We start from the raw sequence: 25,570 nt of genomic DNA, 5'->3' as shown, positions 1-25,570 counted from the left end.
AATAACCTAGGTTAAGCCTGTTGCTTTAACATCTTGCTCAGGAATTCGGGCGTAACGCCGATGTAAGAGGCAATCATTTTTTGTGGCAGCTGCATGATAAGTGTGGGGTATAACTCACAGAATGTGGAATAGCGATCTTTGGCAGGAAGGCTAAGGTTGTTGATCAGCCTCTGCTGGTAGGCTGCTATGGCATTTTCAGCAAGGATCCTGAAGAAGCGCTCAAATGCAGGAATTCGGGTATAAATATCATCCAGCTCCGGCTTGGGGATTATGGCCAGTTCGCTGTCATAGATAGCGTCTATATTAAGTAAAGCAGGTTCCTGGTAGATATAGCTTTTCATATCACCCACCCACCAGCCGGGAGGGGCAAATTGCAGGATATGCTCGAACCCGTTCCTGTCAATTGAATAGAGTTTCAGGCAACCGGACAACACGAATGTAATCGCCCTGCTCACATCACCTTCCTGCAGGTACAATTGTTTCCTCTTAATCTTTTTGTACTGGATTCTTGACAGGAAAAATGCTTTTTCTTCTTCAGACAGTTTTACCTGAGCGGATATTTTCTCCAGCAAAAGGTCATATTTCATTTGTGCCATTCAGCAAATCTACTCTTCCATACTGAAAGTGACAATGAGATTACAACCGGCACCTGGCGAAGTATGGATGTCAACTGTGCCGTTAAAAAGGGATGCACGTGTTTTGATGTTCAGGAGTCCCACTCCGGGTTGTTTCTTTGTAGAATCGAAGCCGGCACCATTGTCGCGGATCGATAGTTCAACCTGGCTTTCATCCCTGGTAAGGGATAGATCTATTTCAGTAGCCCTGGCATGTTTCTGAACATTGGTAAACTGTTCCTGCACGATGCGGTAAATGGTCAGCTTCAGCTTATCGGGAAGGCCCTGTTCGCAAAAGTTTTCCAGGTTATGGGAGATGGAAATTTCTGTGATCCTCGACGTAGTTTCAATGATGTGGTCAAGGGCGTCACTGAGTTCGGAATCGTGAAGTGGTGGAGGTATAAGCGAATGTGACAGGCTCCTGATCTCGTCAATGGCCGCATTGATCAGCTTGTCGGTTTTTTTAAGGTGCGGTCCCGACATGCCGACTTCATTAAGGGCAAGGCCAAGATACAGGCGGGAACTTGCAAGGATCTGGTTGATGTTGTCATGCAGTTCGCGACCGATCTCCTGGCGTTCATTTTCCTGTGCAGAAATTACGGCATCGGTTATTTCCTGTTGCTTTTCGACGCGTTCGCTTTCCAGCTGCTTTTCAAGTTTGATCCTTTCTGTTACATTGTTTCCCAGTGCAAGTATTGTGGGTTTGCCCTCATACTCGATCCGGTGAGATGCAAATTCTATAAACATTTTTTCGCCGTTTTTATTGAAGAGCCTTGTGATCCTGGTCTGCCTGAAATTTGGATCTGCAAGTACTCTTTCCGCGAGTTCGCGGATATGTTCCGGTTTTTCCGCAATCCTGTTCATAATGGTGGAAGACAACAGCTCTTCGCGCGTATAACCGGACTGCCTGATGGTAGCATCATTTACTTCAAGCACACGAAATGTCTGCGGGTCCCAGATGATGATAGAGGCGGGGTTGTTATCAAAGAGATACCTGAAACGCTCTTCCGATTGCCGGAGATTCTGCTCCGCATTTTTTCGTTCATTGATATCGCGGTAGTTCACCACAATTCCGCCCACGGCGGGCTCATGCAGCTGGTTATGTAACGTTGCCTCAACCCAGCCGTAAGTGCCATCGGCTTTTCGCATCAGCTGTTCCACATATTGCGCCGACTCTTTTTCTGCAACAATCTGCTTCATTACGAATATCATCCGTTCGCGGTGAACCGGGTGAACGAGGTCGTATGCATTCATGCCAATTGCGTCCTGGCGTCTGTATCCCAGGATGCGGGTTCCGGAGGGACTGAAATCGCGGATGATACCGGTAGAGTCTACTATTGCCAGTCCATCCCAGCTGTTTTCAATCAGTGAACGGAATCTCATTTCGCTGTTCCGGAGGTTTAACTCCGTAAGTTTCTTCTCAGTAATGTCCTGGCTCGCACCAATCATTCGTATTGCCGTACCGTTTTCATCCCTGATGATATGCCCACGATCCAGGATAAACGCATAGCTTCCGTCATCGCGGCGAACCCGGAATTCAAATTCGAAATTCTCAGCGTCCTGGGAGATCCTAAGTGCATGGATGGCCTTCGATACTCTTTCCACATCTTCAGGATGAACCCTGCTGTCCCAGTCCGACTCAGTTCCCACTTCTGATTGCGGGGCTTCGGATTTAAGGATCTTTTTCCATCCTTCCCTGTTCCGGTAAACTGTTCCTGTCTCAATGTTCCAGTCCCATACCATGTCATTTGTTGCCCGGCTTACAAGGTTGTAGCGTTGAATGCTTTCCTGCAATGCCTGCATGCTGTGCATTCTTTCAATACTATAGAAGATGGTTTTTGCCAGCAGTTTTCCGTCGAAGTCACCTTTTAGCAGGAAATCCTGCGCTCCCAGTGTAATTGCTTCGAGTGCCATCCTGGTATCGGCGACTCCCGAAAGTATTACCACCGGAATGCCGGGTGCCTGGTCACGGATCGTTTTGAATGACCCGATACCGTAGCCGTCGGGTAATGACAGGTCGAGAAGTAAGATGTCGACCTGGTGTTTCTCCAATAACTGTACAGCTTCCCTGATTGTTCCTGCGGCATAAATATGATTGTACGTGATGCCACTCGACCGGATCAGCTCACGCAATAACACCTGGTCTCCAGGATTATCTTCAACCATCAGTATGTTCATTAGGAAATTGCGTATCATACCTGGTTTTTCGGAAGTGTTACTGTACTGTTCCAGAATCCCCCGACCTTGTGAACCACATCTGCAAAATCCCTGTAGCTGACAGGTTTGGTGATATAGCAGTTTGCGTGGAGGTTGTATGCGTCAAGAACATCATTTTCGGCAGATGAAGTAGTCAGTATGACGACAGGAATTTTCTTCAGCAGATCATCGTGTTTGATCTTATTTAGTACCTCCTTGCCATTTAGTTTGGGAAGATTGATATCGAGCAGGATGAGATCAGGGGTTTCAACCGAGAAATATCGCCCCTCTTTTTTAAGGAACAGCCAGGCATCCCAGCCATTATTGATGACTGTAACCCGGTTTTTCACTTTACCTTCTTTCAACGCCTCGAGTGTCAAAATAACATCTCCTTCATTATCCTCAATAAGCAATATGTGAATTTCCTTCATTTACCTGGTGATTATAGGGTATGGATAGTTGTAAAAATACCACAATCGGATCATTTCGGGAGCGAAAAGTAAAAGCTGGAACCCTTGCCTGCTTCGGATTCCACCCAAATTCGCCCGTTATGCTGTTCAACTATTTTTTTACAGATTGCCAGACCGATACCGGTACCGGAATATTCGCTTTTCGAATGCAGCCGTTGAAACAGGATAAAGATTTTTTCTGAGAACATCTTGTCAATCCCTATCCCGTTATCCTTAACGTAAAACTCCCATGATGCAGCTTCTTCTTTTACGCCGATGCTGATTTGCAGCCTCTCTTCACCGTGATATTTCAGTGCATTGCTGATTAAATTCAGCATAAGTTGTGCCAGTTGAGTTTTCCTGGTGTTGGGAAGTACTGGTAGTGTCCCGGTTATGATCACCGCATTCAGCTCTTCAATCCGCTCATTCATTACCTGCAGGGCTTCGGCCATTACTTCGTTCATGTCCGTATTGCCGGTTAATTCTTTGTTCGAACCGGCACGCGAGTATTCGAGCAGGTCGAGGATAAGCTGTTTCATCCGGTTGGCTCCGTCTACGGCAAAATGGATGTATTGCAGGCCTGTATCATCAAGCAGCGGAGTGTATTTTTTTTCGATCAGCTGGAGGAAGCTGGTAACCATCCGCAGCGGTTCCTGCAGGTCATGGGAAGCGATGTATGCAAATCTTTCCAGTTCGGCATTCGATACCGCCAGTTCGGAGGCGCGTTCACTTAGTTCTTCGTTTATGGAGAAAAGTTTTTCTTCAGCTTTTTTTCTTTCGGAAATGTCGCGAATAAATGCACAAAAAAAATCTTCACCGCCCTGGCGTATAGCCGAGACAGTTAGTTCTATGGGGAATTCGTTGCCCATTTTGTCAATAGCGCTGAGTTCTATCAACGTATTTAACATGTCACCGGTTCCGGTGTTGCGGTACACTTCGATTCCGCGTTCATACCATTTGCGATAGAAGGCCGGTACTACCAGGTCAACGACGTTTGTTCCTGCGATTTCTTCCTCCTTCCAGCCGAAGATCTTTTCTGCCTGCGGGTTCCAATACGTAATATTACCATTCAGGTCAATACAAATGATTGCATCCAACGCTGCGTTCATGATCAGCCTGCTCTTCTCTTCACTGGCCCTGATGATCTCTTCTGTTTTCTTCCTTTCCGTAATATCCTGTACGGTACCTTCCAGCCTGATGGCATTGCCGTTTTTATCTTTTGTTACTGTGCCTCTTTCATACACATACCGGACGCTCCCGTCAGGAAGCATGATCCGGTGTTCCAATTCGAGATCGGATTCACCGTTGAGTGCCTTCTGCTGGTGACAGTCAAATTTTTCCAGGTCATCCGGATGAATTGTCGCCCTGAAACTGTCAATGCTTAACTTAAAGTAATAAGGACTGGTGCCCCAGATATTATATACTTCGTCTGTCCAGAACAGTGTATTGTTAACCAGGTCCAGATCCCAGTAACCCAATCTTGCGATCTTCTGTGCCGCTTTCAGATTTTGATTGAGACGCAGCACCTGGTATTGGTGATTGATCTTTAGTGTAATGTCCCTCGCAAAACAGGAAATTCCAATCACTTCCCCATCGTTGTAAAGCGGATTAAGGCTGAGGTCCCACCATACTTTCTGGTCCGGATCGGCGTGATCACTGTGCATGTCTACCTTGAATGCTTCGCCCCGGAACCCACGGTCGTATAAACCTTCCCAATAGGCCAGGTGTTCAGGAGAATATTTGTCCTTCATCATCAGTGACTCCCCGATCCGCAGTTCAACGCCCGTTACAGTCCGCATCCGGTCAAGAAAGGCATTGTTTGCCATGATCAGCCGGTAATTCCGATCTACACTCCAGATGAGATCGTCTGTGCTGTTAAACAGCGCTTCCCTGAACTGCCTTTCAAAGTCGTCCTGTACTTCGGACAGGTGTTTTTCGCTGATATCGTTTGCTAATACGAGTGATGCTTTACGCCCACTATATTCAATCTGGTGTGAAGTGATCTCCACATATATGGCTTCGCCATTTTTTTTGAAATGTTTCCAGGTGCCGCGATAAACAGTGTTCAGGCCTTCCGTTTCCCACGTCAGTGTTTTCAGCTTTGGAATGTCAACAATCGGCCGGATATCCTTGATGGACATTTTCAGAAATTCTTCCCTGCTGTACCCATAATGACAGATTGCCCTTTCGTTTACTGCGAGAAATTTCTTGGATTCAGTGTCAATGATCCACATAGGCATCGGGCTCTTCTCGAATATTTGCCTGTATTGAACCGACAGATCATCGTTCAAACGCGAAAACTGTTCTTCCCTTTGCTGCAGCAGGGCTTCAGCCTTTTGCAATTGCTTTCGCAACTGCTCCAGTTCTTCCTTCATTTGTTCATTGACTTCCCTGTTCATGACCGCAATGCTTGTGAATGAATATAGATAATGATATAAAAAAAATGGACACAAAATCTCCTTGTGAAAAAGAAATTTTGTGCCCTTGCTGTCTCCTAAAACCTTTTAAGGACGATCTGGTAGGTCAGGGATTCAGTTTTTCGGTTTGGACTGGATACTGGACTTAACAACGGATGGTTGCGAGTGCAAATATCGGAAGGCAGGTGATTTTGATCAATAGTAAAAAGATGTACTTTAGTGTCGTTAGATTTCTACACTGATGAGGAATTTTTTATTGATCGACGATCATGAGATAGTCAGAGCGGGAATTGCAAGTGTATTGTCTGAATTGTTTAAGCCAAGTAACATCTATGAAGCCAGTGACGAAGCGACAGCAATTCAGCGGCTCAAGGAACGTCCTTATGATCTCATTATCATGGATGTATATATCCCGGGTACAGACAGCTTCGGTCTGATGGAATACATCCGTGCCCAATACCCTGAATTTCGCGTGCTGATTTTTTCCATGAGCGCAGAAAACATTTATGCAAGCCGCTTCCTGAAGGCCGGCGCCAAAGGTTTTGTCTCAAAGAATTCCGGCCTTGCGGAACTGAAAAAGGCCATCGACCTGGTGCTGAATAACCGTAGATATATCAGTAGTGATCTTGCCGAGCACCTGGCATCAGGACTTAATGATAAAAATTCGACTAGCCCGTTTGAAAAACTGAGCGGTAAAGAATTTGAAATTACCATGATGCTGATCAGTGGAAAAACTACGACGGAAATCTCCCGCCAGCTTGGGATCAGCACATCTACAACGGGAACGCATAAGGCCCGCATCTTTACCAAGCTGGGTGTAAAGAACCTGCTTGAACTCGTTGAGATGGGAAATGCTTTTAATCTCAGGAAACAGTAACAGCCGGATGTTGCATTTCACCCAGCTCATTCAACACTAGTACAGCAGATTGAATTAAAGGGATTGCAAGAGCGGCTCCAGTGCCTTCACCCAACCGCATTCCAAGTTGCAGCAGGGGTCTTACCTTGAGGTAATGGAGCATGCGATGGTGACCCTGCTCACCGGATACATGTGCGAAAATACAGTTGTCGATTACGGATGGCTGCACTGCATGGGCAATGAGCAATGCGGCAGTAGAGATAAATCCATCCACAACGATCACCATGTTATTTTCAGCCGCCGCCAGGTAGGCTCCCGTCATCATGGCGATTTCATACCCGCCAAAATATTGGAGTGTTTTTAACGGTGACTTTAATTGTACTACAGATTCATGCTGTTGCATTACCTGTCTCAGCGTCTGGAGTTTTATGGCTAATTGTACATCGTTTGCTCCTGTTCCCCTGCCTGTACATTTTTCCAGGGGCTCATGGGTGATGGCTGACATGATCAATGCAGCCGACGAAGAATTGCCTATTCCCATTTCACCAAAGCCGATAGTATTTGAGCCGCTTTTTGCAATGCTCTCAACGAGATGTTTTCCGATAGCTATTGCCCTTTCCATTTCTTCAAAGGTCATAGCGGGACCTTCCCTGTAATCCCGCGTTCCCGGGGCTATCCGGGCATCGATAAAGCAAGCTGTGTTTTTTAAATGCCCCAGATCAGCATTCACTCCGGCATCAACAACTTTAAATGAGATGTTGTGCTGGCGGCAGAGCACGTTGATAGTTGCGTCGCCGTTCACAAAATGTTCCATCATACTGCCGGTTATTGCGGCAGGATAAGGATTCACAAGTCCGCTTGCGGTAATCCCGTGATCGCCTGCAAACAGTACGATGCATGGATTCACGATAGCCGGATCGGGCCGTCCCTGGATGAGACCCACTTTAATCGCGATCTCTTCAAGTAGTCCCAATGATCCGACTGGTTTGATCTTGTTGCTGATCCTTTGCTGTAATGCTGATCTGAGGTCTTTCATAATGCTTGATTGTGAGGGATCTATTTCCCCCAGTTGAACACAATTCCACCTGTCAGCAGGAAAGGTATTGAGTTGTATCCCCTGATCTCGGTGAACTTTTTATCCGTAAGATTCTGGGCATTGGCAAATACTCTTATCCGATCATCCGGGGAATAGGATAATTGTGCGTTGAAGATCACATAAGCATCGAGTTTTACATCCGGAACCTGGTAACCGCCGACATCATACCTGCTGCTAACATATTTGCCGCCAACAGCTGCATAAAATCCGTTCCTGAACTGGTATCCTGCCTGCAGGTTTAACTGGTGGTCAGGCCTTTTCAACAGGTAGCTGTAGCTGCTGTCTTTGAATGTAAGCCTGCTTTGTGAATCTTCCGTCGGATCGAGATAGGTATAATTTCCGGTAATCACCAATCCTCTTACAGGAGTCCAGCTGCTTTCCAGCTCGATACCGTTTACCGTCTGCTCATTGATATTGAAGTACTGGAAGTTATTATAGTCGAAATCAAGTCCGTCTGTAATGTTCCGGTGAAAGAAAACTACCCGGTTGCTGATCCTGTCATGCTGCTGCTGGATTCCCACTTCAAATGTGGTGCTCTTTTCAGGTTTCAGGTCCTTGTTGCCATAGGAAGAATACAGCTGGTAAAGTGATGGTGTTTTGTATGCAGAAGCGATGCTTCCGAAAACCCTCAGGTTGCTGTTGATGCTGTATGACGGATTGAATGTGTAGGTGAAATTTTCGCCGTACCTCGAATGTTTATTGTATCGGCCGCCGAGTTCAATGTTCAGTTTTTCTGACCGGCTCCGGTAGAACGCAGATGCGAAACCGGAGTATTGGTACAGTGATGTGTCATTGAAGGCGCTTTCGAAAGGGCCCCAGGCACTGATCGAAAGATATTCATTGTTCATGCTGCTGAACCGGTAATCCCCGCCGGCAAGAAAGCTGACGCCGGCACCAAGATTATATGTGGCGAATGCTTCAATAAACTGGTTCCTGCCAAAATAGTCATCATTCGAAAATTTGCTGAACCCGCCCTGGTGAAGGCTGTCATCATTGATTATCCTTTTGATATCACTGTACTGGTAGGTTGCGTTTACGAACAACCTGTTACGGTTGTATTGAAGTTTGCTACCTGCGATGAGGTTTTTACTCCTTGTTGTGAAGTCACGGTCATCAGTAAATGCCGAAGCGTCATTATCTGTCCTGTAGTTGTTGTAACGGAAAAAGCCAGCAAGGGATAATGCAGGTACAAACTGGTACTTCAACAGGGCCCCGGTGTTGTATCCATCGAATCCATCGTTATCATAATTGTTCGTGCCTGTGCTGTCCTCCGCTGAAGAAAATCCGCGCGTTTTAAGGCTGTTGTAAGTAGCGGAATACGATAGCTTTCCAGTCTTGCCGGCAAGTTGCATACCTCCGTTGAGTGTGCGGTTATTACCGGCACTTACCATTCCCTTCAGGTTCAAGGGACCAGCCTGGTCCTTGCGCTGGGTAATGATGTTGATCACACCAGCCACAGCATCACTGCCATATAAAGTTGACTGTGCACCCCTGGCGATTTCAATCCGCTCCACATCGTTCAGCGAGAGCAGGTTCAGATCAAATTCGTTGCTGATCAGTGACGGATCATTTACCGGAATGCCGTCGATCAGAACCAGTGCCCTGCCGGATGCGGCTCCGCGCACATAAATTGTCTGGTTGGTACCCATTGTATTAAGCGCACCGTTGATGGTAATGCCCGCCTGTTCATTCAATACCTGTCCAAGGCTCTTACCTGCTGATTTGTTGATCTGATCTTTATTGATCACTGTAATTACCTTGCCCGTAGTGCTTTGTTTCTGGGGTGTTTTGTTTGCAGTAACCACCACTTCGTCCAGTGTTTTGCGGGTTGTGCTGTCGTTGTTGTCCTGGGCAAATGCCTGGCCGCTGACCATTGCAGCAGCCACCATGATCCATTGTTTTTTCATGTGTAGAAAAAAATAGGTTGTTGTGACTGCTTCCGGAAAAAGGAATAGAAGAAATATAAATGACCGGCACCCCGGTCTTTTACATTAGCAGCTTTTCTCCCGAAAGCGAAAATGAATGTTATGGCCTGGCAGGTCTTCTGGCTTGTTTGCTGTTGAATACCTTCCCGCCGTTTGATCCGGCAGTGGTGTGAAGATTGAACAGGTCAATGCAGATAAACTACTATTGACAAAAACTTACAGCTACGGGGATAGCGCCGGAATTGCACCGGACTTCCCTTTTAATCTGGTGAACATATTATTCACCTGAACCGGGCGCGCTGCGAAGGTAAGTCCTTTTTCAAATGAAACCCGAGGCCCACGTAATAATTCCTTTTTGCTGCTGCATTGTAATAACGTCCTCCTGCTGCATTGATATCATTTCCCAGGCTGTATGTTACATTCAAAAGATTATCGGCGCCGGCGAACCAGCTGAAATTCCTGAACAGCTGACTACCTATCCTTGCAGCCACAAGATGAAATGCATCAGCTTTTTCTGTGTTGCCATCATTCAGCCAGATGGGATCAGTATACTGATAGCTGCCATGGATATATGAATTCCATGGTCCTTTCACATCTATTCCTGCCTGGAAAACCTGCTTTGCCACTCCGGGAATGCGGTTGCCGCTGAACTCGGTTTGCAACTGTACGAATTCATCATAAGTATATTGCTGAAGTGCATAACTGAGCCATGCCTGGATGCCCCAGGGTCGATCAGGGTATGATAGTAAATTATAAGTGATATAGGATTCAAATCCGAACTGTTTTGTGGAACCCGCGTTCTCGAAATAGTCTGCACCGCTGCCATCGCGACGCTGTACAATTGCATCATTCAGGCGGAAATAATATACATTCAGGTCATACCACAATTTTTGATTGAGGATGCGTCCCCTGGCTCCAAGTTCATAATTCCAGCCCCATTCAGCCTGGAGCCCCGAGTTGATGATACTTGTAGACGGCAACAGTTCGGAGGTAGTGGGAGGGGAGAAACCTTTGGCGACCACACCGTAGACGGTGACAGCCCCAAATTGTTTTGATAAAGCAAACCTCGGGGCCCATTCGCCGTTGTACCGGGTTTCAAAGATTGTGTTCGGAACTACCGTCTCACGCCTGATCTCCACACTGTTCCGGTTCCAGCTTAGACCTGCAGACGGTACCCAGCCGCCCGGTAACATGAACTTTACCTGTGCAAAGACCAATGCATTCTGTGGAGTGATCGCATCTGCTGTCTGCAGGCTGTCGGGTTGTCCGCCGGCATTTTTAAATACCTCGGTTTTGAAATGTCCCTGCTGGTATTCGCCGCCGCCCGTCAGTATCATGACGGATTTCCCTATATCCCGGCGGTAACTGGTACTGAACCTGCCCCCATAATGAGGTTCGGTCCTTTTTTCATAATTACGGATAGTTGGATTTGTAACACCTGTCCATGCGCCATACACGGCGAAATCAAACTTTAAATTATCAGTTGCATTAATTTGTTCATGTATGCCACTATAGAAAGTTTTTTGCCTGATTGCCGCATTAGCTGTTTCAGCCGACGGGAACATTCCCGCGGCCGGCCTGGCCTGCCGTGGATTGTCTTTGTATTGTGAAAGTGTAAGCGCGCCCGGTGTCTGGTACCAGAGATCGCTGTACAATGCCAGGATTGAAAGCGACGCTTTCTCTCCCTGTTTTATTTTGCCCGTCCAGCTCCCATATGTACGTCGCATACTTGTGTGATCCCTGTATCCATCGCTGTGCTGGTTACTGAACTGGATTCGGTTATCCATTGCTGTTGAAGAAAGATCAGCTGCCGCATCAAACTGGTTCAGTCCATAGCTGCCATGCAGAAAGCGAATGTTAAGCAGATCCTGAGCGGCGGTATCACTGCTGCCAATCAGTACACCACCTGTTCCGGCCCCGTACGCGCTTCCGGCGGGTCCCTTTTGGATTTCCAGTGTATTGAATGCCAACGGGGAAAACAGGTTCAGGTACGTATTCCCACCTGGATCGGTGAAAGGCAGCTGGTTATAATATAAACGGACGTTCCGGACACCAAAGGGAGAGCGGAGTGAGCTTCCCCTGATGGCCAGCCTGTAACTTCCCGGCGAACGCTCTTCCATTCTTACTCCCGGTATGGTGTTAAGTGAAGGAAGCATGACGGCGGGTGAATATCGTTCCCAGTCAGCCTGCCTGACAAGGCCAACAGCGGAGGATGCGTTTCTGTATGGTACTGATTGGAGGTATCCCTGCACTATCACGGAATCCAGTGAGGTTACCTGGGCGATATTATTAAATGAGAAAAGTAAACATATGATAAGGATGCGAATTGATTTCATGCAATAAAGTTAAGCCTGTCTCCATCAATCCTCAGTCATTCATTCGCCGATTCACATATTCTCCTATCTTCATTGGATGACCAGCAAGAACCAATTAAAACTGTTTGACCTTACGATGATCGTTATCGGTCTCGTTATCGGGATGGGGATTTTCAGGACTGCTACCACATCGGCGCAGGCTGCGCTTACTCCCGGCGTTTACTTTGCCGCATGGATAGCAGGCGGCGTCATTGCGCTTTGCGGTGCGCTGACTTATGCCGAAATAGGATCAAGGTTCCCTATCACCGGGGGATATTATAAGGTTTTTGCTGAATGTTATCACCCTTCGGTCGCGTTTGCGATCAACTGCATTATCCTCATCTCAAATGCTGCATCGCTCGCCCTGGTGGCATTGATCGGCAGTGAATATATATCCCAGTTGCTCTTCGCAACACCACCGACAGATTTCGTAAAAGCCCTGATAGCAATGGGAGCAGTGGCAATTTTTTATGGCGTAAACCTTGCCGGTCTCCGGATGAGTTCGCAAACGCAGAATGTGCTGATGCTGATCAAAATTTCAATGATCGTAGTGCTGATAGCGGGACTTTTTTTCCCGGGGGCAGACAGTTCTCCAATCACCTCTTCCCTTAAGCCCGCTGCTGATGCCGCTTTTACGACAATGGATTATATTAAATCTTTTGGCATTGCATTGGTCGCGGTGTCGTTTACCTATGGAGGTTACCAGCAGACAATCAACTTTGGTGAGGATGTGAAGGACCCCCGCAGGACCATTCCCCGCGGAATATTCATCGGTATCCTGGTGATTATTGGCCTGTACCTGCTTGTGCAGCTGGCTTACGTGCACATGATTGGTTTCTATCAGCTCAAAACTACCAGCGGAATTGCCGCTGTTGTGGCAGAGAAGATGTTTGGCGCAACCGGGAAGTTCATTTTTACCATCCTGCTCTTCCTGGCTGTACTGGCCTATGTGAATGTATTGCTATTAAGTAATCCGCGGGTAATGTATGCGATGAGCAAGGATGGAATTCTACCTGCGGCGTTTAAAAAAACAGATCAGAAGCGGGACGTGCTCACCGTGAGCCTTACCGCTTTTGCTGCGGCAAGCATCCTTGTTCTTTTCTTCGCCAATACTTTTGATAAGATTCTTGGATTTACCATTTTCCTTGATTCCATAGGGATGGCATTTTCTGCTGCGACCATTTTTATCCTTCGCAAGCGTACCCGGCATCTTGATAACACCGGCATTTATACCATGAAACTATTTCCCCTGATGCCGGTCATATTTATTTCAGCCTATGTGTTCGTGGGAATCAGTATTCTTTTAAGTACTCCGCATCTTGCTTACACCGGGCTTGCTGTTTTCGCCCTATTTTTACTGATTTATTTCCTGGTAGTGAAGGGAAAGAAGCCCGGACAGCAGGTTAAATCAGCGTTGTAACCCAAACCCAAAAAACATTTACAGAATTTATGGATCTCTCTTATATATTGAATGAACTTGGAGAGGAAAGAAGCCAGTATTTCAATGCAGTGGCTCCGCCGATCATGCAGACAAGCAATTTTGCATTCCGCAAAGTTGATGAATTAGGAAAGGCTTTTGACGATGAAATGAGCGGCTACCTCTACAGCCGCGGCATCAATCCTACACTCGACATCTTGCGTCAAAAACTTGCAGCGCTCGACGGCGCGGAAGATGCGCTGGTATTCAACAGCGGCGCTGCAGCTATTTTTGCAGCCGTTCTGGCGAATGTGAAAACCGGTGATCATATTGTTTCCGTTAAGAGTCCCTATACCTGGGCACAACGGATGTTTGATGTGATCCTTCCGCGTTTTGGTGTGGAAACCACTTACATCGACGGAACACAGATTGAAAACTTTCACCAGGCAGTTCGTCCGAATACTACCGTTATATACCTGGAATCCCCGAACAGCTGGTCTTATGCCCTGCAGGACCTTCGCGCGGTGGCTGCCTTTGCCAGGGAGAAGGGCATCGTGACGATCTGTGACAATAGTTACTGCACACCAGTCTACCAGCGGCCGGTGGAAATGGGGATTGATATTTCCCTGCAGTCTGCCACCAAATACATCGGCGGTCACTCAGATGTGGTAGCCGGGGTCATCAGCGGTTCGCATGCCATGATGAAAAAGATCTTCGACAGTGAATACCTGAATATCGGGAGCGGGATCCAGCCTTTCAATGCATGGCTGCTGATACGCGGATTGCGTACATTGCCAATCAGGTTGAAGCAGGTAACGGAAACCACCAGCCGCGTAGTGGAATACCTTAAAAACCACCCAAAGGTCGAAGAAGTAATTTTCCCGCTTGACCCCTCTTTCCCTCAATATGAGCTGGCAAAAAAGCAGATGGATGGCGGCTGCGGCCTGCTTACCATCGTATATAAAACAGATTCCCGCAAAGAGATCGTGCGGTTCTGTGAATCACTTCAGCATATGATGATGGCTGTTAGCTGGGGCGGGCATGAAAGCCTGATTATTCCAAGATGCGCAGGAATTAAGCCGGAACATTTCAATCCTGAAAAAAAGGAGCACCGGATGATCAGGATCTACCTGGGACTGGAATCCGCAGACTACCTGATCGCAGATCTGGACCAGGCTTTCGGGGCCGGGTGAATGGGTGAATTCACCATTCTTCAAATTACCGTTTCCCTTGTGAGCGTGAATTCTTTATTTTTAAGCCCTTAACCGTTTTTCATGAAGATTCTGAGAAAGATCTCATTGTTATTGCTGTCCGGTACCCTGGCTGGAATGCAGTCACAGGCCCAGGATTTGTGGGACCTGCGTCGCTGCGTTGAATATGCACTGCAGAATAATATCTCTGTTCGACAGGCTGATATACAAAAAAAAGATGCTGACCTGGTATACAACCAGAGTCTGAAGTCCCGGATTCCCAATGCAGATTTTAATACGAATACCGGTTTGCAGTTCGGACGTTCAATCGACCCCACAACCAACCTCTTCACTAACCAGCAGTTATTGTTCCAGGGATTTCAGTTCAATACAAGTGTAACCATTTTCAACTGGAACCAGGTGAATCATAGGATTGCTGCGAGCCGCCTGGAGACACAGGCATCTGCCGCTGATGTGGAAAAAACGAAGAATGACCTCGCTTTAAGTGTAGCCACTGCATATCTTACCGCCCTTCTTTCCAAAGTACAGATAGATATTGTAAATGTACAATTGAAGCAAAGCCAGAACCAACTGGGCGACACGCGTAAACGGGTATCAGCAGGTTCATTGCCCGAATTGAATGCAGTTGACCTGGAGGCCCAGGTTGCCCGCGACAGCTCAACTGTTATTGGCGCGGAAGCACAATATGCATTGAACCTGATCGCGCTGAAGACACTTCTGAATATAGATGCATCTCAGCCTTTCGCAATAGCAGTACCACCGGTGGAACTGATCCCCGTTGAACCAATTGCAGACCTTGAACCAGGTTTCGTTTATGGCATGGCGGTTAAAAACTTTCCGCAGCAGAAAGCAAACGAACTCAGACGACAGTCTCTTGAACGTGCTATCAAACAGGTTAAAGCCGGGCTCTACCCCTCGTTGTTTGCGTTCGGCGGCCTTGCTTCAAACTTTGCGAATTCAAATATCAAAACAACCGGGGCGGAATTTATTGGATACCGTGACCCAAGTCCGTTAAATGGCGTTGTAAATGTAGATGGTACATTAATTCCGGTTCAGGCACCTGATGTGAAAATCATTCAGAAAAATATCGGCCTGGCTGAAATGTGGAGTGGCTGGGGTTCACAGATTTCGAACAACTTCAGGCAGAATGTCGGACTTGGTATTAATGTTCCTATTTTCAGCGGATACCAGGCGCGCACCAGTTACATGCGGTCAAAACTAAACCTGAAGGATGCCAATCTTATAATTGAACAGGCAAATCTTAATTTAAAACGGGATATTTACAACGCATACACCAATGCCGTGTCGTCTTTGCAGAAATTTAATGCCAGCAAGTCGACAGAAGCGGCCGCCCAACGATCCTTTGATTTTGCTACCCGCCGTTATGAACTGGGAATGTTATCAACGCTCGAACTGATCACCAGCCAGACAAATTTAACCCGTGCTAAAATTGATGTGGCCAATGCGCAGTTTGATTATGTGTTCAGGATGAAAGTGCTGGAATTTTATAAAGGGCAGGGCATCCGTCTTTAACCTCCTAAACCCGTCAACCTACATATATTTGAGATATGAATAAGAAAGTTATCTGGATCATCATAGGCGTTTTTGTTTTGATCGCTGCACTCTTTGGCATGAAGAAAGCCGGTGTACTCGGCAAGGAAGAAGGCATCAGGGTCAGCACCGAAAAAGTGGAAAAGCGAACTATTATTGAGACCGTGAATGCCAGTGGTAAAGTTTACCCTGAAGTTGAGGTGAAAGTGAGTTCAGATATTTCCGGTGAGATCATCGATCTGCGTGTAGAGGAAGGGGATAGTGTTAGCAAGGGACAGGTTCTCGCCCGCATTTTTGCCGATGTGTACCTGACGCAGCGCGACCAGGTAGCTGCTGACGTTATGAGGCAGCAGGCACAGGTTGATAACAGCCAGGCGCAGCTTGAGGCACTTAAGTCAGCCCTGAGCCAGGCAGACGCCCAATATAAAAGACAGCAGCAACTTATGCAGGAAAAAGTAATCTCCCGTTCTGAATTTGAACAGGCGGAGAATGCTTACAACACTGCAAAGGCGAATTATAATGCTGCATTGCAGGGTATCAGGGGAAACCAGGCTGCAGTAAGAAGTGCACAGGCCAACCTTGAAACAGCGAATAAAAACCTTGGCCGCACCACGATTGTGGCCCCGATGAATGGCGTTGTTTCCCTGCTGGCGGTGAAGAAGGGGGAACGCGTTGTGGGTACAGCGCAAATGACCGGTACGGAAATGATGCGGATCGCAGACATGGATAAAATTGAAGTCCGCGTGGATGTGGGTGAGAATGATATTCCCAAAGTACATCTCGGCGATTCAGCTTTGGTGGAAATTGATGCGTACAACACCCGCAAATTCAAAGGCATCGTAACCCAGATCGCAAGCAGCAGCACAACGCTGGGAACGGCCACCGCTGCCGCCTCTACTGATGTAACAAACTATAAGGTACATATCCGGTTGCTGCCGGAATCCTATAAAGATCTGCTCGACCCTTCACGGCCCAAGAATTTCCCGTTCCGCCCGGGCATGAGCGCGAGTGCTGATATCCAGACCAAACGTGCAGAGAATGTTTTGGCTGCCCCGATCAATGCAGTTACAACCCGTGAAAAGGATTCAGACAAGGCAGTCGCTGAAACAAAAACTTCCGTAGCGGCCAATGAAGATGCCAATAAGCCGGAGGAAGAGCGCAGGTCGATCAGTTCCGAACTGGATGAAGTGGTTTTTGTACTGCAGGCAGACAAAACAACGATCAAGCGGATAAAAGTCCGGACGAATATCCAGGACATCAACTATATCGAAGTACTGAGTGGCCTGAAGCCGGGGGATGAAGTGGTTACAGGTCCCTATTCGCTTATTTCAAAATCATTGAAAGATGGTGATAAAGTGAAGATTGTTAAAAAGGAAGAGTTGTTTGAATCTAAAAAGAAATAAAGCATGCGGTTGGGCATAATAGGCAGTGGAAGCTGGGCGACGGCATTGGCTAAGATCGTTACGGATAACCGGCTTCCGTTGAACTGGTGGGTTCGGAATGAGCAGATCGTTCAACACTTATCACAGCGCAAACACAATCCCCATTATCTTTCATCGGCGACTTTCGATACCTCCAGGATCCGGTTGAGCACCGATATCAGTACTATCGTAAAAGACAGCGATGTGCTCGTTGTTGCAGTGCCTTCTTCCTTTGTGGAAGAAACACTCGCACCACTTTCGCCGGACGCATTTAAAGGAAAAGCAGTAGTCTCGGCCGTAAAGGGTATGCTTCCGGTACAGAATATTCTTCTTAATGAATGGTTCGCCCAGAAATTCAGTCTTCCCCTGGGTGATTATTTTACCATAATGGGTCCCTGTCATGCGGAAGAAGTAGCCAACGAAAAGTTGTCCTATCTCACATTTTCAGGCCTTGATGAAAGCAGGGCAGCATCAATCGCAGACAACTTCAGGAATTATTATATTAACACGGTTGTAAATGAAGATGTTATCGGCGTACAGTATGCAGCTGTGCTGAAGAATATTTATGCGCTGGGTGCGGGAATTGCCCATGGCCTCGAATACGGCGATAACTTCCAGAGTGTACTGATCGCGAATTGTGCAGATGAAATGGCCGGGTTTCTCCGGAAAGTCGGAATTAAACACGTGGAAGTTGGTGTGCACGACGGCGAAAATCCCATCACCCACAAAAAAGCGGCGAACTATGCAGCCTCTGTTTACATGGGTGACCTGCTGGTTACCTGTTATTCCTTATTTAGTCGAAACCGGACATTCGGCAATATGATAGGGAAGGGGTATTCGGTTATGTCGGCACAACTGGAAATGAATATGGTGGCCGAAGGCTATAATGCCAGCAGGTGCCTGCACGTCGTAAACCGTGAAGTAAAAGCTGATATGCCCATCGCTGAAACGGTTTACAGGATCCTTTGGCAACACCTCCCGCCTGCAAAGGGGTTCGAACTTATAGAAGAAACATTGATCTGATCGGGAAAATCAGCAAAAAAGATCGGCTGCTATACCATCCGCAAACAGCTTGCCTTCATTGGTAAGCCGGATGACACCGTTTTCCTGGATAAGTTGACCGGAACTTTGGTATTTGCCAATACGGTCACCCACAGCTTTCGCATATTCATCACCGTATTCATCGCTGATCTTTCGCATGTCCATGCCTTCAGCGGTCCGCAAAGAAGTCATGATGTACTCATTGATGCGGTTACTGGTTGTCAGTACCTCTTCTTCAGAAACAGGAATGTCCTTTTCAATCCCCTGCATGAAAAGCGCGTTGTTTGCCAAATTCCAGCTCCTGGTTTTACCATTATAAGAGTGTGCGCCCGGTCCGAATCCGAGGTAGGGCACGCCCTGCCAATATGCACTGTTGTGCCGGCTCCGGAACCCTGGCCGCGCAAAATTGGAGATCTCATAATGCTCGTAACCCGCCGCCCGTAGCCAGTCCATCAATAACAGGAATTGCCTCGATTGCTGCTCCGGGTCGGTATCGGCTGCCTGGTGAGTCCGGATCATTTTTTCCAGCCGGGTTTTCGGTTCAACGGTAAGTGCATAACAGGACAAATGAGGTACACCGAGACTAATGGCTTTCTGCACGTTCTCCTCCCAGGCTTTATCACTTAGCCCCGGCGTTCCGTAAATCAGGTCAATAGTCAGGTTGTTGAAACCTGCGTCACGAGCCAGCTGGATACCATTTAACGCTTCCCCGGAATTGTGAGCCCTGTTCATCCAGGCCAAGTCTTCATCGCGGAAAGACTGCACCCCGATACTGAGCCGGTTAATGCCCGATTTTTTCCAGGCTGCAAGAGACTCCCGGGTAATATCGTCAGGGTTAACTTCAAAAGTGATCTCGGCTCCGGCCGAAACATCGAAGCTTCTGAATAACATTTCCATCAGGTGATCCAGTTCCTCTTCCGTGAGTAATGAAGGCGTTCCCCCACCGAAGTAGATCGTCTCTACCGGCTGACCCTTAAGTTTATAGGCTTCCCGCGAAATTTCCTTCAATATCGCGTCTACCATTGCGTTCTTATTTTTCAATAGCGTAGAAAAATGGAAATTGCAGTAATGACATGCTTTTCTGCAGAAGGGGATATGAAGGTAGATGCCTGCCAAGGGGTGCGTATCAATTTATCTTTTACCGGATTTTCCGCAAAGGTAAGCAGTTTGAAATGGTTGACCGGACTGGTGCTTACCCTGTTCTGCCACACTGCATACTCCCAGTTTACGCTTAATGTAAAATCCGTTGAACGCGACCCTGTTGGGGTTGGTGCCGTAAACCTGACCACAAGTTTCAACGACCGCCAGGCCTGCATCAGGTATATCGAACAGATCCCTTCAAGCCTTCTTAAGAAAGGGTATGCGACCGCATCCATTGATAGCCTGACTGTTGACAGCAGCGAGGCGACTATATACCTGTATGTCGGACAGAAATACCATTGGGGAGAGATCAGGGTGCACGGCCTTCTGCCGCGGGAATTCCAGCAGACAGGAATACTTCTTCCGAAAAGCTCAGTGATGCCCTTCAATAGCCAGGCAATTGAAACAATGGAACATGAACTGTTGCTGTGGCTGTCAGATAACGGGTTTCCCTTTGCCAAAGTCAGGCTCGACAGCATCCGGGTCAGCGAAGGGCTTATTTCCGCCGTTCTTATGGTTGACAAAGGAATGCCTTATTTAATGGATAGTATCCGGGTGAATGGAAATGTGAAGATTTCTGAAAGGTTCCTGCACCGGTACCTGGATCTGCCAAAAGGTAGTCCCTATAAAAGAAAAACTTTTGAAGATATCAGTCCCCGGCTTCGCGAATTACCATTCTTACGCGAAAAAGAGCCATGGGTAATGAATTTCGGGGGTAACGGGGCAGTACTGGACCTTTTTCTTGAACAGCAGCGAAGCAGCCAGGTTAACGTATTGCTGGGCCTGCTTCCCACCACGGGCGCGGATGGAAAGAACAAGCTGCAATTTACCGGTGAAGCTACCCTGAACCTGAAGAATGCACTCGGAAATGGCGAAACAATCGGGTTGAACTGGCAACAGTTGCAAGTGAAATCACCGAGGCTGAACCTCTTATACCAGCAACCTTATCTTTTCGGGAGTGCATTTGGAATAAGTACCCAGTTTGACCTTTTCAAGAAAGACAGTTCGTTTCTGAATATCAATGGAATTATCGGGTTGCAATACGCAGTAAGCGCAAGGCAAAGCGGAAAAGTCTTTTTACAGTTGTTCAGGAGCAACCTGGTTACTGTGGATACACAACAGGTGAAACAGACACATAAGTTGCCCACTGATATGGATATGGGCATATATAACCTGGGGGTGGATTATGACCTGTTTACCACTAATTACCGGCGCAATCCCAGGAAAGGGTGGGAGGTTTTTGGGAGTCTTTCCGCAGGCACCCGTACCATTAAACGAAACAATGGCATACTCGAAATAAAAGACCCGACTTTCAATTACGCTTCCTTATATGATTCAGTAGACCTTAATTCTTACCAGTTCAGGTTGAAGGGGCGTGTGGCCAGGTACTTCCCGATCGGGAAACAATCCGCAGTACAGTTGCTGGCCTCCGGCGGCTGGGTTCAGAGTCCCTCGCTTTACCGGAATGAACTGTTTCAGCTGGGAGGCTATAAATTGTTGCGGGGCTTTGATGAAGAAAGTATCTATGCTTCAAGCTACCTGGTATCCACCCTGGAATACCGGTATCTACTGGGTATGAACTCCTACTTTTTTGTATTTACTGATCTTGGATTTACGGCAAACAACAGCAGCATGGGAAATACCACGAACAACTTCCTCGGTGCGGGGGTGGGAATTGCTTTTGAAACTACTGCGGGCTTTTTCAATATGTCCCTGGCTGCCGGGAAAAGGGACGATACAAAATTCAACCTCAGGCAAACCAAGATCCACCTCGGCTATGTGAATTATTTCTAAATTGCAGCCACTCAATGAAGCGACGTCTACTTTTCATTATATCCCTGGTGATCCTGAACGCTGTTCTCTTTGCGCAAAGCGTTGCAACACAGCAACCTGTACCAGCTAAAGACAGCATTGCCAGGCAAATTCTGCCGGCAAAACGAGACCCGGCCCGGCCACCAAAAAAGGACACGGCAAGGGTGCTTGCCAGGCCGGATAGCCTTGTGGCGCAAAACCTCACAGATTCAACAGCTGCAAAAACCCCTGTGGATTACAGCACATCCGCATATCACAGGGTCCTGAAGGAAAACCCCGGGTTTAATTTCTTTGGCAAAGCTGTGATCAGGACCATTACGGAGCGGCGGATCGCAGGCAAAGAGGGGCTTTTTTACCTTTTTAGTGGTTTATTTATATTACTCGCGCTGGTAAAAGCGGCGTTTGGCAAGTATTTCCAGAACCTGTTCGCCGTTTTCTTCCGGGCCTCCATGAAACAGAAACAGATCCGGGAACAGCTGCTTCAGACCCCGCTTGCATCGTTGTTACTCAACCTGTTATTCGTCGCTGTGGGCGGCTTGTATGCTGCCTTTATCATCCATAATCGTGGGGGTAGTCACGGTATTAGTTTCTGGCTCCTGTATGGTTATTGCGCAGCAGGACTGGCACTGGTTTACCTGGGAAAATTTTTTGTGCTGAAGGTCCTGGGCTGGACACTCCGGATGACGGCATCAACCGATACGTACATTTTCATTGTCTTCCTGTGTAATAAGATCCTGGGGATTTTTCTCCTTCCCGTGCTGATGGCAGCGGCTTTCGGTGATGCGGGGACTGTAACCGTGGCCATGACGGTTTCGTATGTACTGGTAATAGGAATTTTCCTTTACAGGTATATAAGTGCATACGGTTATATAAACAGGGAGGTTAGAACTAGCCGTTTCCACTTTTTTTTATACCTTTGTGCCTTCGAAGTAGCACCCTTACTGTTGATTTATAAGGTGTTATTGAAATTTGTGTAGAAGTTAATTAACTTTAAGAAATTTTAGCTCAACAAAATGCTAAAGAACGAGGCTAAGAAAGGAGCTGCAGCTCCGATCAAAAAAATCCTGATTACCCAGCCCAGGCCTGAAAGCGACAAGTCGCCTTACTTTGAATTGGGTAAAAAGTACGGCATTTCGCTTGACTTTCACCCTTTTATCCGCCTGGAAGGCATTCCCTCCAAGGACTTCCGAAAACAAAAGATAGACATCCCCCAGTACACGGCTGTGGTCTTTACGAGCCGAAATGCAATCGATCACTTTTTCCGGATCTGTGAGGAAATGAAAATCAGTATCTCCCAGGATACGAAGTATTTCTGTATCACAGAAGCTGTTGCACTTTACCTGCAGAAGTTTATCCTGTATCGTAAGCGCAAAGTTTTTTACGGGGCTGATGGTACGAACAAAAGCATGTTTGATGTCATTAACAAGCACAAGGAAAACGAGAAGTTCCTGTACCCCTGTTCTGAGAATCAGCAGGACAATGACATCGTTAACTGGCTGAAGACACATAAATGTGAATTCGTTACGCCATTCATGTACCGCACCATTTCCAACGACCTGCAGAGCGTCCTGGGCAGTCACGAATATGATATTATCTGCTTTTTCACGCCAAGTGGAGTGAAAAGCCTGTTTGATAGTTATCCTGGTTTCCAGCAGAACGGAACCCGGATTGGTGCTTTTGGGAACAATACTTCCAAAGCCGTGGAAGAAGCAGGTTTAGTGCTGGATATCAAGGCGCCGCTGCCACAGGCACCTTCGATGGTTGCAGCACTGGAGCAATATCTTTCGCTTTTGACTAAGAAAAAATAATTCGAACTAAGGGTTCGTCAGGAAAGCATCCCAACAGGGATGCTTTTTTTATTTCCGGCGTCTTTACTTAACCGTTATATGGCTGCTGTTATGGGGAAACCGTACATTGCATATCCAAAATTTTAATGCTGTGCAATTCACGAATCGCCTTGCTGCTGAAACCAGTCCCTACCTGCTTCAGCATGCACATAACCCGGTAGACTGGTACCCCTGGGGTGATGAGGCGCTGCAGGCCGCCCAACAATCGGATAAGCCAATACTTGTAAGCATTGGGTATGCTGCCTGCCACTGGTGTCATGTGATGGAAAGGGAAAGTTTTGAAGACGCGTCGGTGGCTACCCTGATGAATGAGCATTTTGTGAACATCAAGATCGACCGCGAAGAACGGCCAGATCTTGACCATATATATATGGATGCGGTTCAGTCAATGACCGGAAGCGGCGGCTGGCCGCTGAACGTTTTCCTGACCCCTGAAGGGAAACCTTTTTACGGGGGTACATATTATCCACCGGTCGCCGCCTTCAACCGGCCGTCATGGACTGATGTCGTGAATGGGGTTTCCAATGCCTGGCGCGATCGTCGGGACGAGATCAACCAGCAGGCAGAAAACCTGACCAGCCACCTGGTGAACGCAAGCCAGTTCGGGGTTGCGCAAAGTGCGGCAGAAGCAGCTGGATCGCGATCTTTTACTGAGGTACAGGTCCACGAAATCGCCGGGTTACTGATGAAAAATGCGGATAGGGCTCACGGTGGTTTCGGTCAGGCGCCGAAGTTTCCCCAAACTCATATCATCTCCTACCTGCTGCGTTATGAACATTTTTATAAATCCGGCAATGAACTTGAACAGGCACTACTGAGTCTTGATAAGATGATCGCTGGTGGAATTTATGACCAGTTGGGAGGTGGTCTGGCAAGATATTCAACAGACGGGGAATGGCTCGTTCCCCATTTTGAGAAAATGCTCTATGACCAGGCACTGTTTATCGGTGTGCTGGCAGACGCCTTCCGGCTTACTCATGATAAGAAGTATGAACGGGTGATACACCAGACGATGGAATTCATTCAAAGGGAAATGTTGTCGCCTGAAGGAGGATTCTATGCTGCGCTTGATGCCGATTCAGAAGGCGAGGAAGGCAAGTTTTATGTTTGGGAGAAAGGCGAATTTGATGAATTGCTTGGTGATGACTCAGACCTGGCCTGTGCCTGGTACGGTGTGACAGCAGGAGGCAACTGGGAGGGAGTTAATATCCTGACCGGAACCATGGAACCCGGGCAATTATCCGCCGCTTTCAACCTGGATCAAGCCCAAACGTCGGACAAACTGGATCGTATTTCTACTATATTAATGTCTGCACGTGACAATCGAATCCGTCCCGGTCTTGATGATAAGTTGCTACTGGGATGGAATGCCATGATGAATACCGCCTGCAGCAAAGCTTATGCTGCTACCGGAACAGAAGCTTATCGTGAACTGGCAATCCGGAACATGGAGTGGATGCTGAAAACTTTTAGTACTCAAAGTGGCGATCTTCTGCATACATATAAGAGCGGACAGGCAAGGTTTTTCGGATTCCTTGACGATTATGCATATCTGGTACAAGCTTTGATTTATTTACAGGAACTTACCGGAAACCAGGATTATATTATTCGGGCAGAAGAACTAACTGCCAAGGTAATGAGAGATTTTGGCGAAGCGGATAATCACTTATTTTATTATACGGACATTAAGCAGAAAGATGTGGTACTACGAAAGCGTGAAGTTTATGACGGCGCCCAACCTTCGGGCAACGCAATAATGCTTTTCAACGTTCAGTATCTTGGCCGGTTGCTGGACAAGCCACTATGGATTAAAAAAGCGAATGATATGCTGGAAAGCATGATGAAACTGGTGGTAAGATATCCTGGATCGTTCGGTTGCTGGGCATTGGAACTGATGCGGGCAGTCAGGGGTTCTGCAGAAATAGTGGTGGTCGGGCCGGCCGTGGATGATTTGCGTAGAGAAATATTATCTAATTTTATTCCCTTCCGGATCCTTCAGTCGGCCAGCCAGGAAAACCAGGCTTTCCCACTATTGCGAAACAAACCCTCCGCCCCTGATACGTGGATTTATGTTTGTGAGGATTTTATCTGTCGTCCACCGGTGACGTCAGTAAGGGAAATGATACACCAGATTCAGGGTAAACATTAAGATTTATTCGGTACGAATACAATAATCCCGTGTAAACGACCGTTAAATCCAGTACGAAACAACCGAAGAATAGG

General features: G+C 47.3%; 18 protein-coding genes and 1 riboswitch. Of the genes, 10 read left to right on the top strand and 8 right to left on the bottom strand.

Translation table 11 applies throughout. The features are described 5' to 3' along the window. Nucleotides 1–11 precede the first annotated feature (11 nt). The 4 genes from OI18_RS10820 to OI18_RS24435 are packed head-to-tail and all read right to left on the bottom strand — an operon-like array spanning nt 12 to nt 5,658. Entirely contained in the window at nt 12–596 is a 585-nt protein-coding gene (locus OI18_RS10820; protein ID WP_240312757.1) for a Crp/Fnr family transcriptional regulator, read from the bottom strand. A 9-nt stretch (nt 597–605) separates the two neighbouring features. Then, nucleotides 606–2,810 carry a PAS domain S-box protein gene (locus OI18_RS10815; RefSeq protein WP_082037925.1) on the bottom strand — a complete coding sequence of 735 codons (2,205 nt, stop codon included), beginning with the start codon at nt 2,808–2,810 and terminating at the stop codon, nt 606–608. After that, nucleotides 2,807–3,241, bottom strand: coding sequence for a response regulator (locus OI18_RS10810; protein WP_039139802.1), 435 nt, complete (start codon nt 3,239–3,241; stop codon nt 2,807–2,809). Before OI18_RS10810 ends, OI18_RS10815 begins: the two co-directional genes overlap by 4 nt. 50 nt (nt 3,242–3,291) lie before the next feature. Further along, a complete protein-coding gene (locus OI18_RS24435) occupies nt 3,292–5,658 on the bottom strand; it encodes a PAS domain-containing sensor histidine kinase (RefSeq protein WP_082037924.1) in 2,367 nt (788 codons plus the stop codon). A 259-nt stretch (nt 5,659–5,917) separates the two neighbouring features. Here OI18_RS24435 and OI18_RS10800 point away from each other — a divergent pair, with 259 nt between their 5' ends. Continuing rightward, nucleotides 5,918–6,553: a response regulator gene (locus OI18_RS10800; RefSeq protein WP_039139801.1), complete on the top strand. Its 636-nt coding sequence runs from the start codon at nt 5,918–5,920 to the stop codon at nt 6,551–6,553. Here the strand turns inward: OI18_RS10800 and cobT are convergent. From cobT to OI18_RS24525, 3 genes are all read right to left on the bottom strand, one after another. Beyond that, nucleotides 6,540–7,568, bottom strand: coding sequence for a nicotinate-nucleotide--dimethylbenzimidazole phosphoribosyltransferase (gene cobT / locus OI18_RS10795; RefSeq protein ID WP_052273090.1), 1,029 nt, complete (start codon nt 7,566–7,568; stop codon nt 6,540–6,542). The genes OI18_RS10800 and cobT overlap by 14 nt on opposite strands. Nucleotides 7,569–7,588: 20 nt before the next feature. Next, nucleotides 7,589–9,535, bottom strand: a complete 1,947-nt coding sequence (locus OI18_RS10790) for a TonB-dependent receptor plug domain-containing protein (protein ID WP_039139800.1) — start codon at nt 9,533–9,535, stop codon at nt 7,589–7,591. Between the two features lie 110 nt (nt 9,536–9,645). Next, a riboswitch (cobalamin riboswitch) is annotated at nt 9,646–9,863 on the bottom strand. After that, a complete protein-coding gene (locus tag OI18_RS24525; protein WP_052273089.1) occupies nt 9,835–11,889 on the bottom strand; it encodes a TonB-dependent receptor plug domain-containing protein in 2,055 nt (684 codons plus the stop codon). Its footprint overlaps the riboswitch before it by 29 nt. Before the next feature lie 76 nt (nt 11,890–11,965). Here OI18_RS24525 and OI18_RS10780 point away from each other — a divergent pair, with 76 nt between their 5' ends. The 5 genes from OI18_RS10780 (at nt 11,966) to OI18_RS10760 (ending at nt 18,530) form a co-directional block, all read left to right on the top strand. Continuing rightward, on the top strand, nt 11,966–13,327 hold the full coding sequence (locus OI18_RS10780) for an APC family permease (protein ID WP_039139799.1): 1,362 nt from the start codon (nt 11,966–11,968) through the stop codon (nt 13,325–13,327). A 29-nt stretch (nt 13,328–13,356) separates the two neighbouring features. Next, a complete protein-coding gene (locus tag OI18_RS10775) occupies nt 13,357–14,517 on the top strand; it encodes a trans-sulfuration enzyme family protein (RefSeq protein ID WP_039139798.1) in 1,161 nt (386 codons plus the stop codon). 81 nt (nt 14,518–14,598) lie between these two features. Then, on the top strand, nt 14,599–16,068 hold the full coding sequence (locus tag OI18_RS10770; protein WP_052273088.1) for a TolC family protein: 1,470 nt from the start codon (nt 14,599–14,601) through the stop codon (nt 16,066–16,068). Nucleotides 16,069–16,103: 35 nt separating this feature from the next. Next, nucleotides 16,104–17,489 (top strand): efflux RND transporter periplasmic adaptor subunit, encoded by a 1,386-nt coding sequence (locus OI18_RS10765; RefSeq protein WP_039139796.1) that lies wholly within the window; start codon nt 16,104–16,106, stop codon nt 17,487–17,489. Between the two features lie 3 nt (nt 17,490–17,492). Beyond that, nucleotides 17,493–18,530, top strand: a complete 1,038-nt coding sequence (locus tag OI18_RS10760; RefSeq protein WP_039139795.1) for an NAD(P)H-dependent glycerol-3-phosphate dehydrogenase — start codon at nt 17,493–17,495, stop codon at nt 18,528–18,530. A 9-nt stretch (nt 18,531–18,539) separates the two neighbouring features. Here OI18_RS10760 and hemW read toward each other — a convergent pair whose 3' ends face one another. Continuing rightward, nucleotides 18,540–19,664 (bottom strand): radical SAM family heme chaperone HemW, encoded by a 1,125-nt coding sequence (hemW, locus tag OI18_RS10755; RefSeq protein ID WP_039139794.1) that lies wholly within the window; start codon nt 19,662–19,664, stop codon nt 18,540–18,542. A 51-nt stretch (nt 19,665–19,715) separates the two neighbouring features. On the opposite strand from hemW, the gene OI18_RS10750 reads away from it, so the two are divergent. From OI18_RS10750 to OI18_RS10735, 4 genes are all read left to right on the top strand, one after another. Beyond that, nucleotides 19,716–21,482, top strand: a complete 1,767-nt coding sequence (locus OI18_RS10750) for a ShlB/FhaC/HecB family hemolysin secretion/activation protein (protein WP_039139792.1) — start codon at nt 19,716–19,718, stop codon at nt 21,480–21,482. Nucleotides 21,483–21,496: 14 nt separating this feature from the next. Then, nucleotides 21,497–22,477 (top strand): DUF4271 domain-containing protein, encoded by a 981-nt coding sequence (locus OI18_RS10745; protein ID WP_039139789.1) that lies wholly within the window; start codon nt 21,497–21,499, stop codon nt 22,475–22,477. Between the two features lie 36 nt (nt 22,478–22,513). Continuing rightward, nucleotides 22,514–23,308 carry a uroporphyrinogen-III synthase gene (locus OI18_RS10740; RefSeq protein WP_052273087.1) on the top strand — a complete coding sequence of 265 codons (795 nt, stop codon included), beginning with the start codon at nt 22,514–22,516 and terminating at the stop codon, nt 23,306–23,308. Between the two features lie 130 nt (nt 23,309–23,438). Beyond that, nucleotides 23,439–25,496, top strand: a complete 2,058-nt coding sequence (locus tag OI18_RS10735; protein WP_039139787.1) for a thioredoxin domain-containing protein — start codon at nt 23,439–23,441, stop codon at nt 25,494–25,496. Nucleotides 25,497–25,570 lie beyond the last annotated feature (74 nt).

Source organism: Flavihumibacter solisilvae, from assembly GCF_000814475.1.
GTDB lineage: Bacteria > Bacteroidota > Bacteroidia > Chitinophagales > Chitinophagaceae > Flavihumibacter > Flavihumibacter solisilvae.
This window is presented reverse-complemented; position numbering and strand designations above follow the sequence as displayed.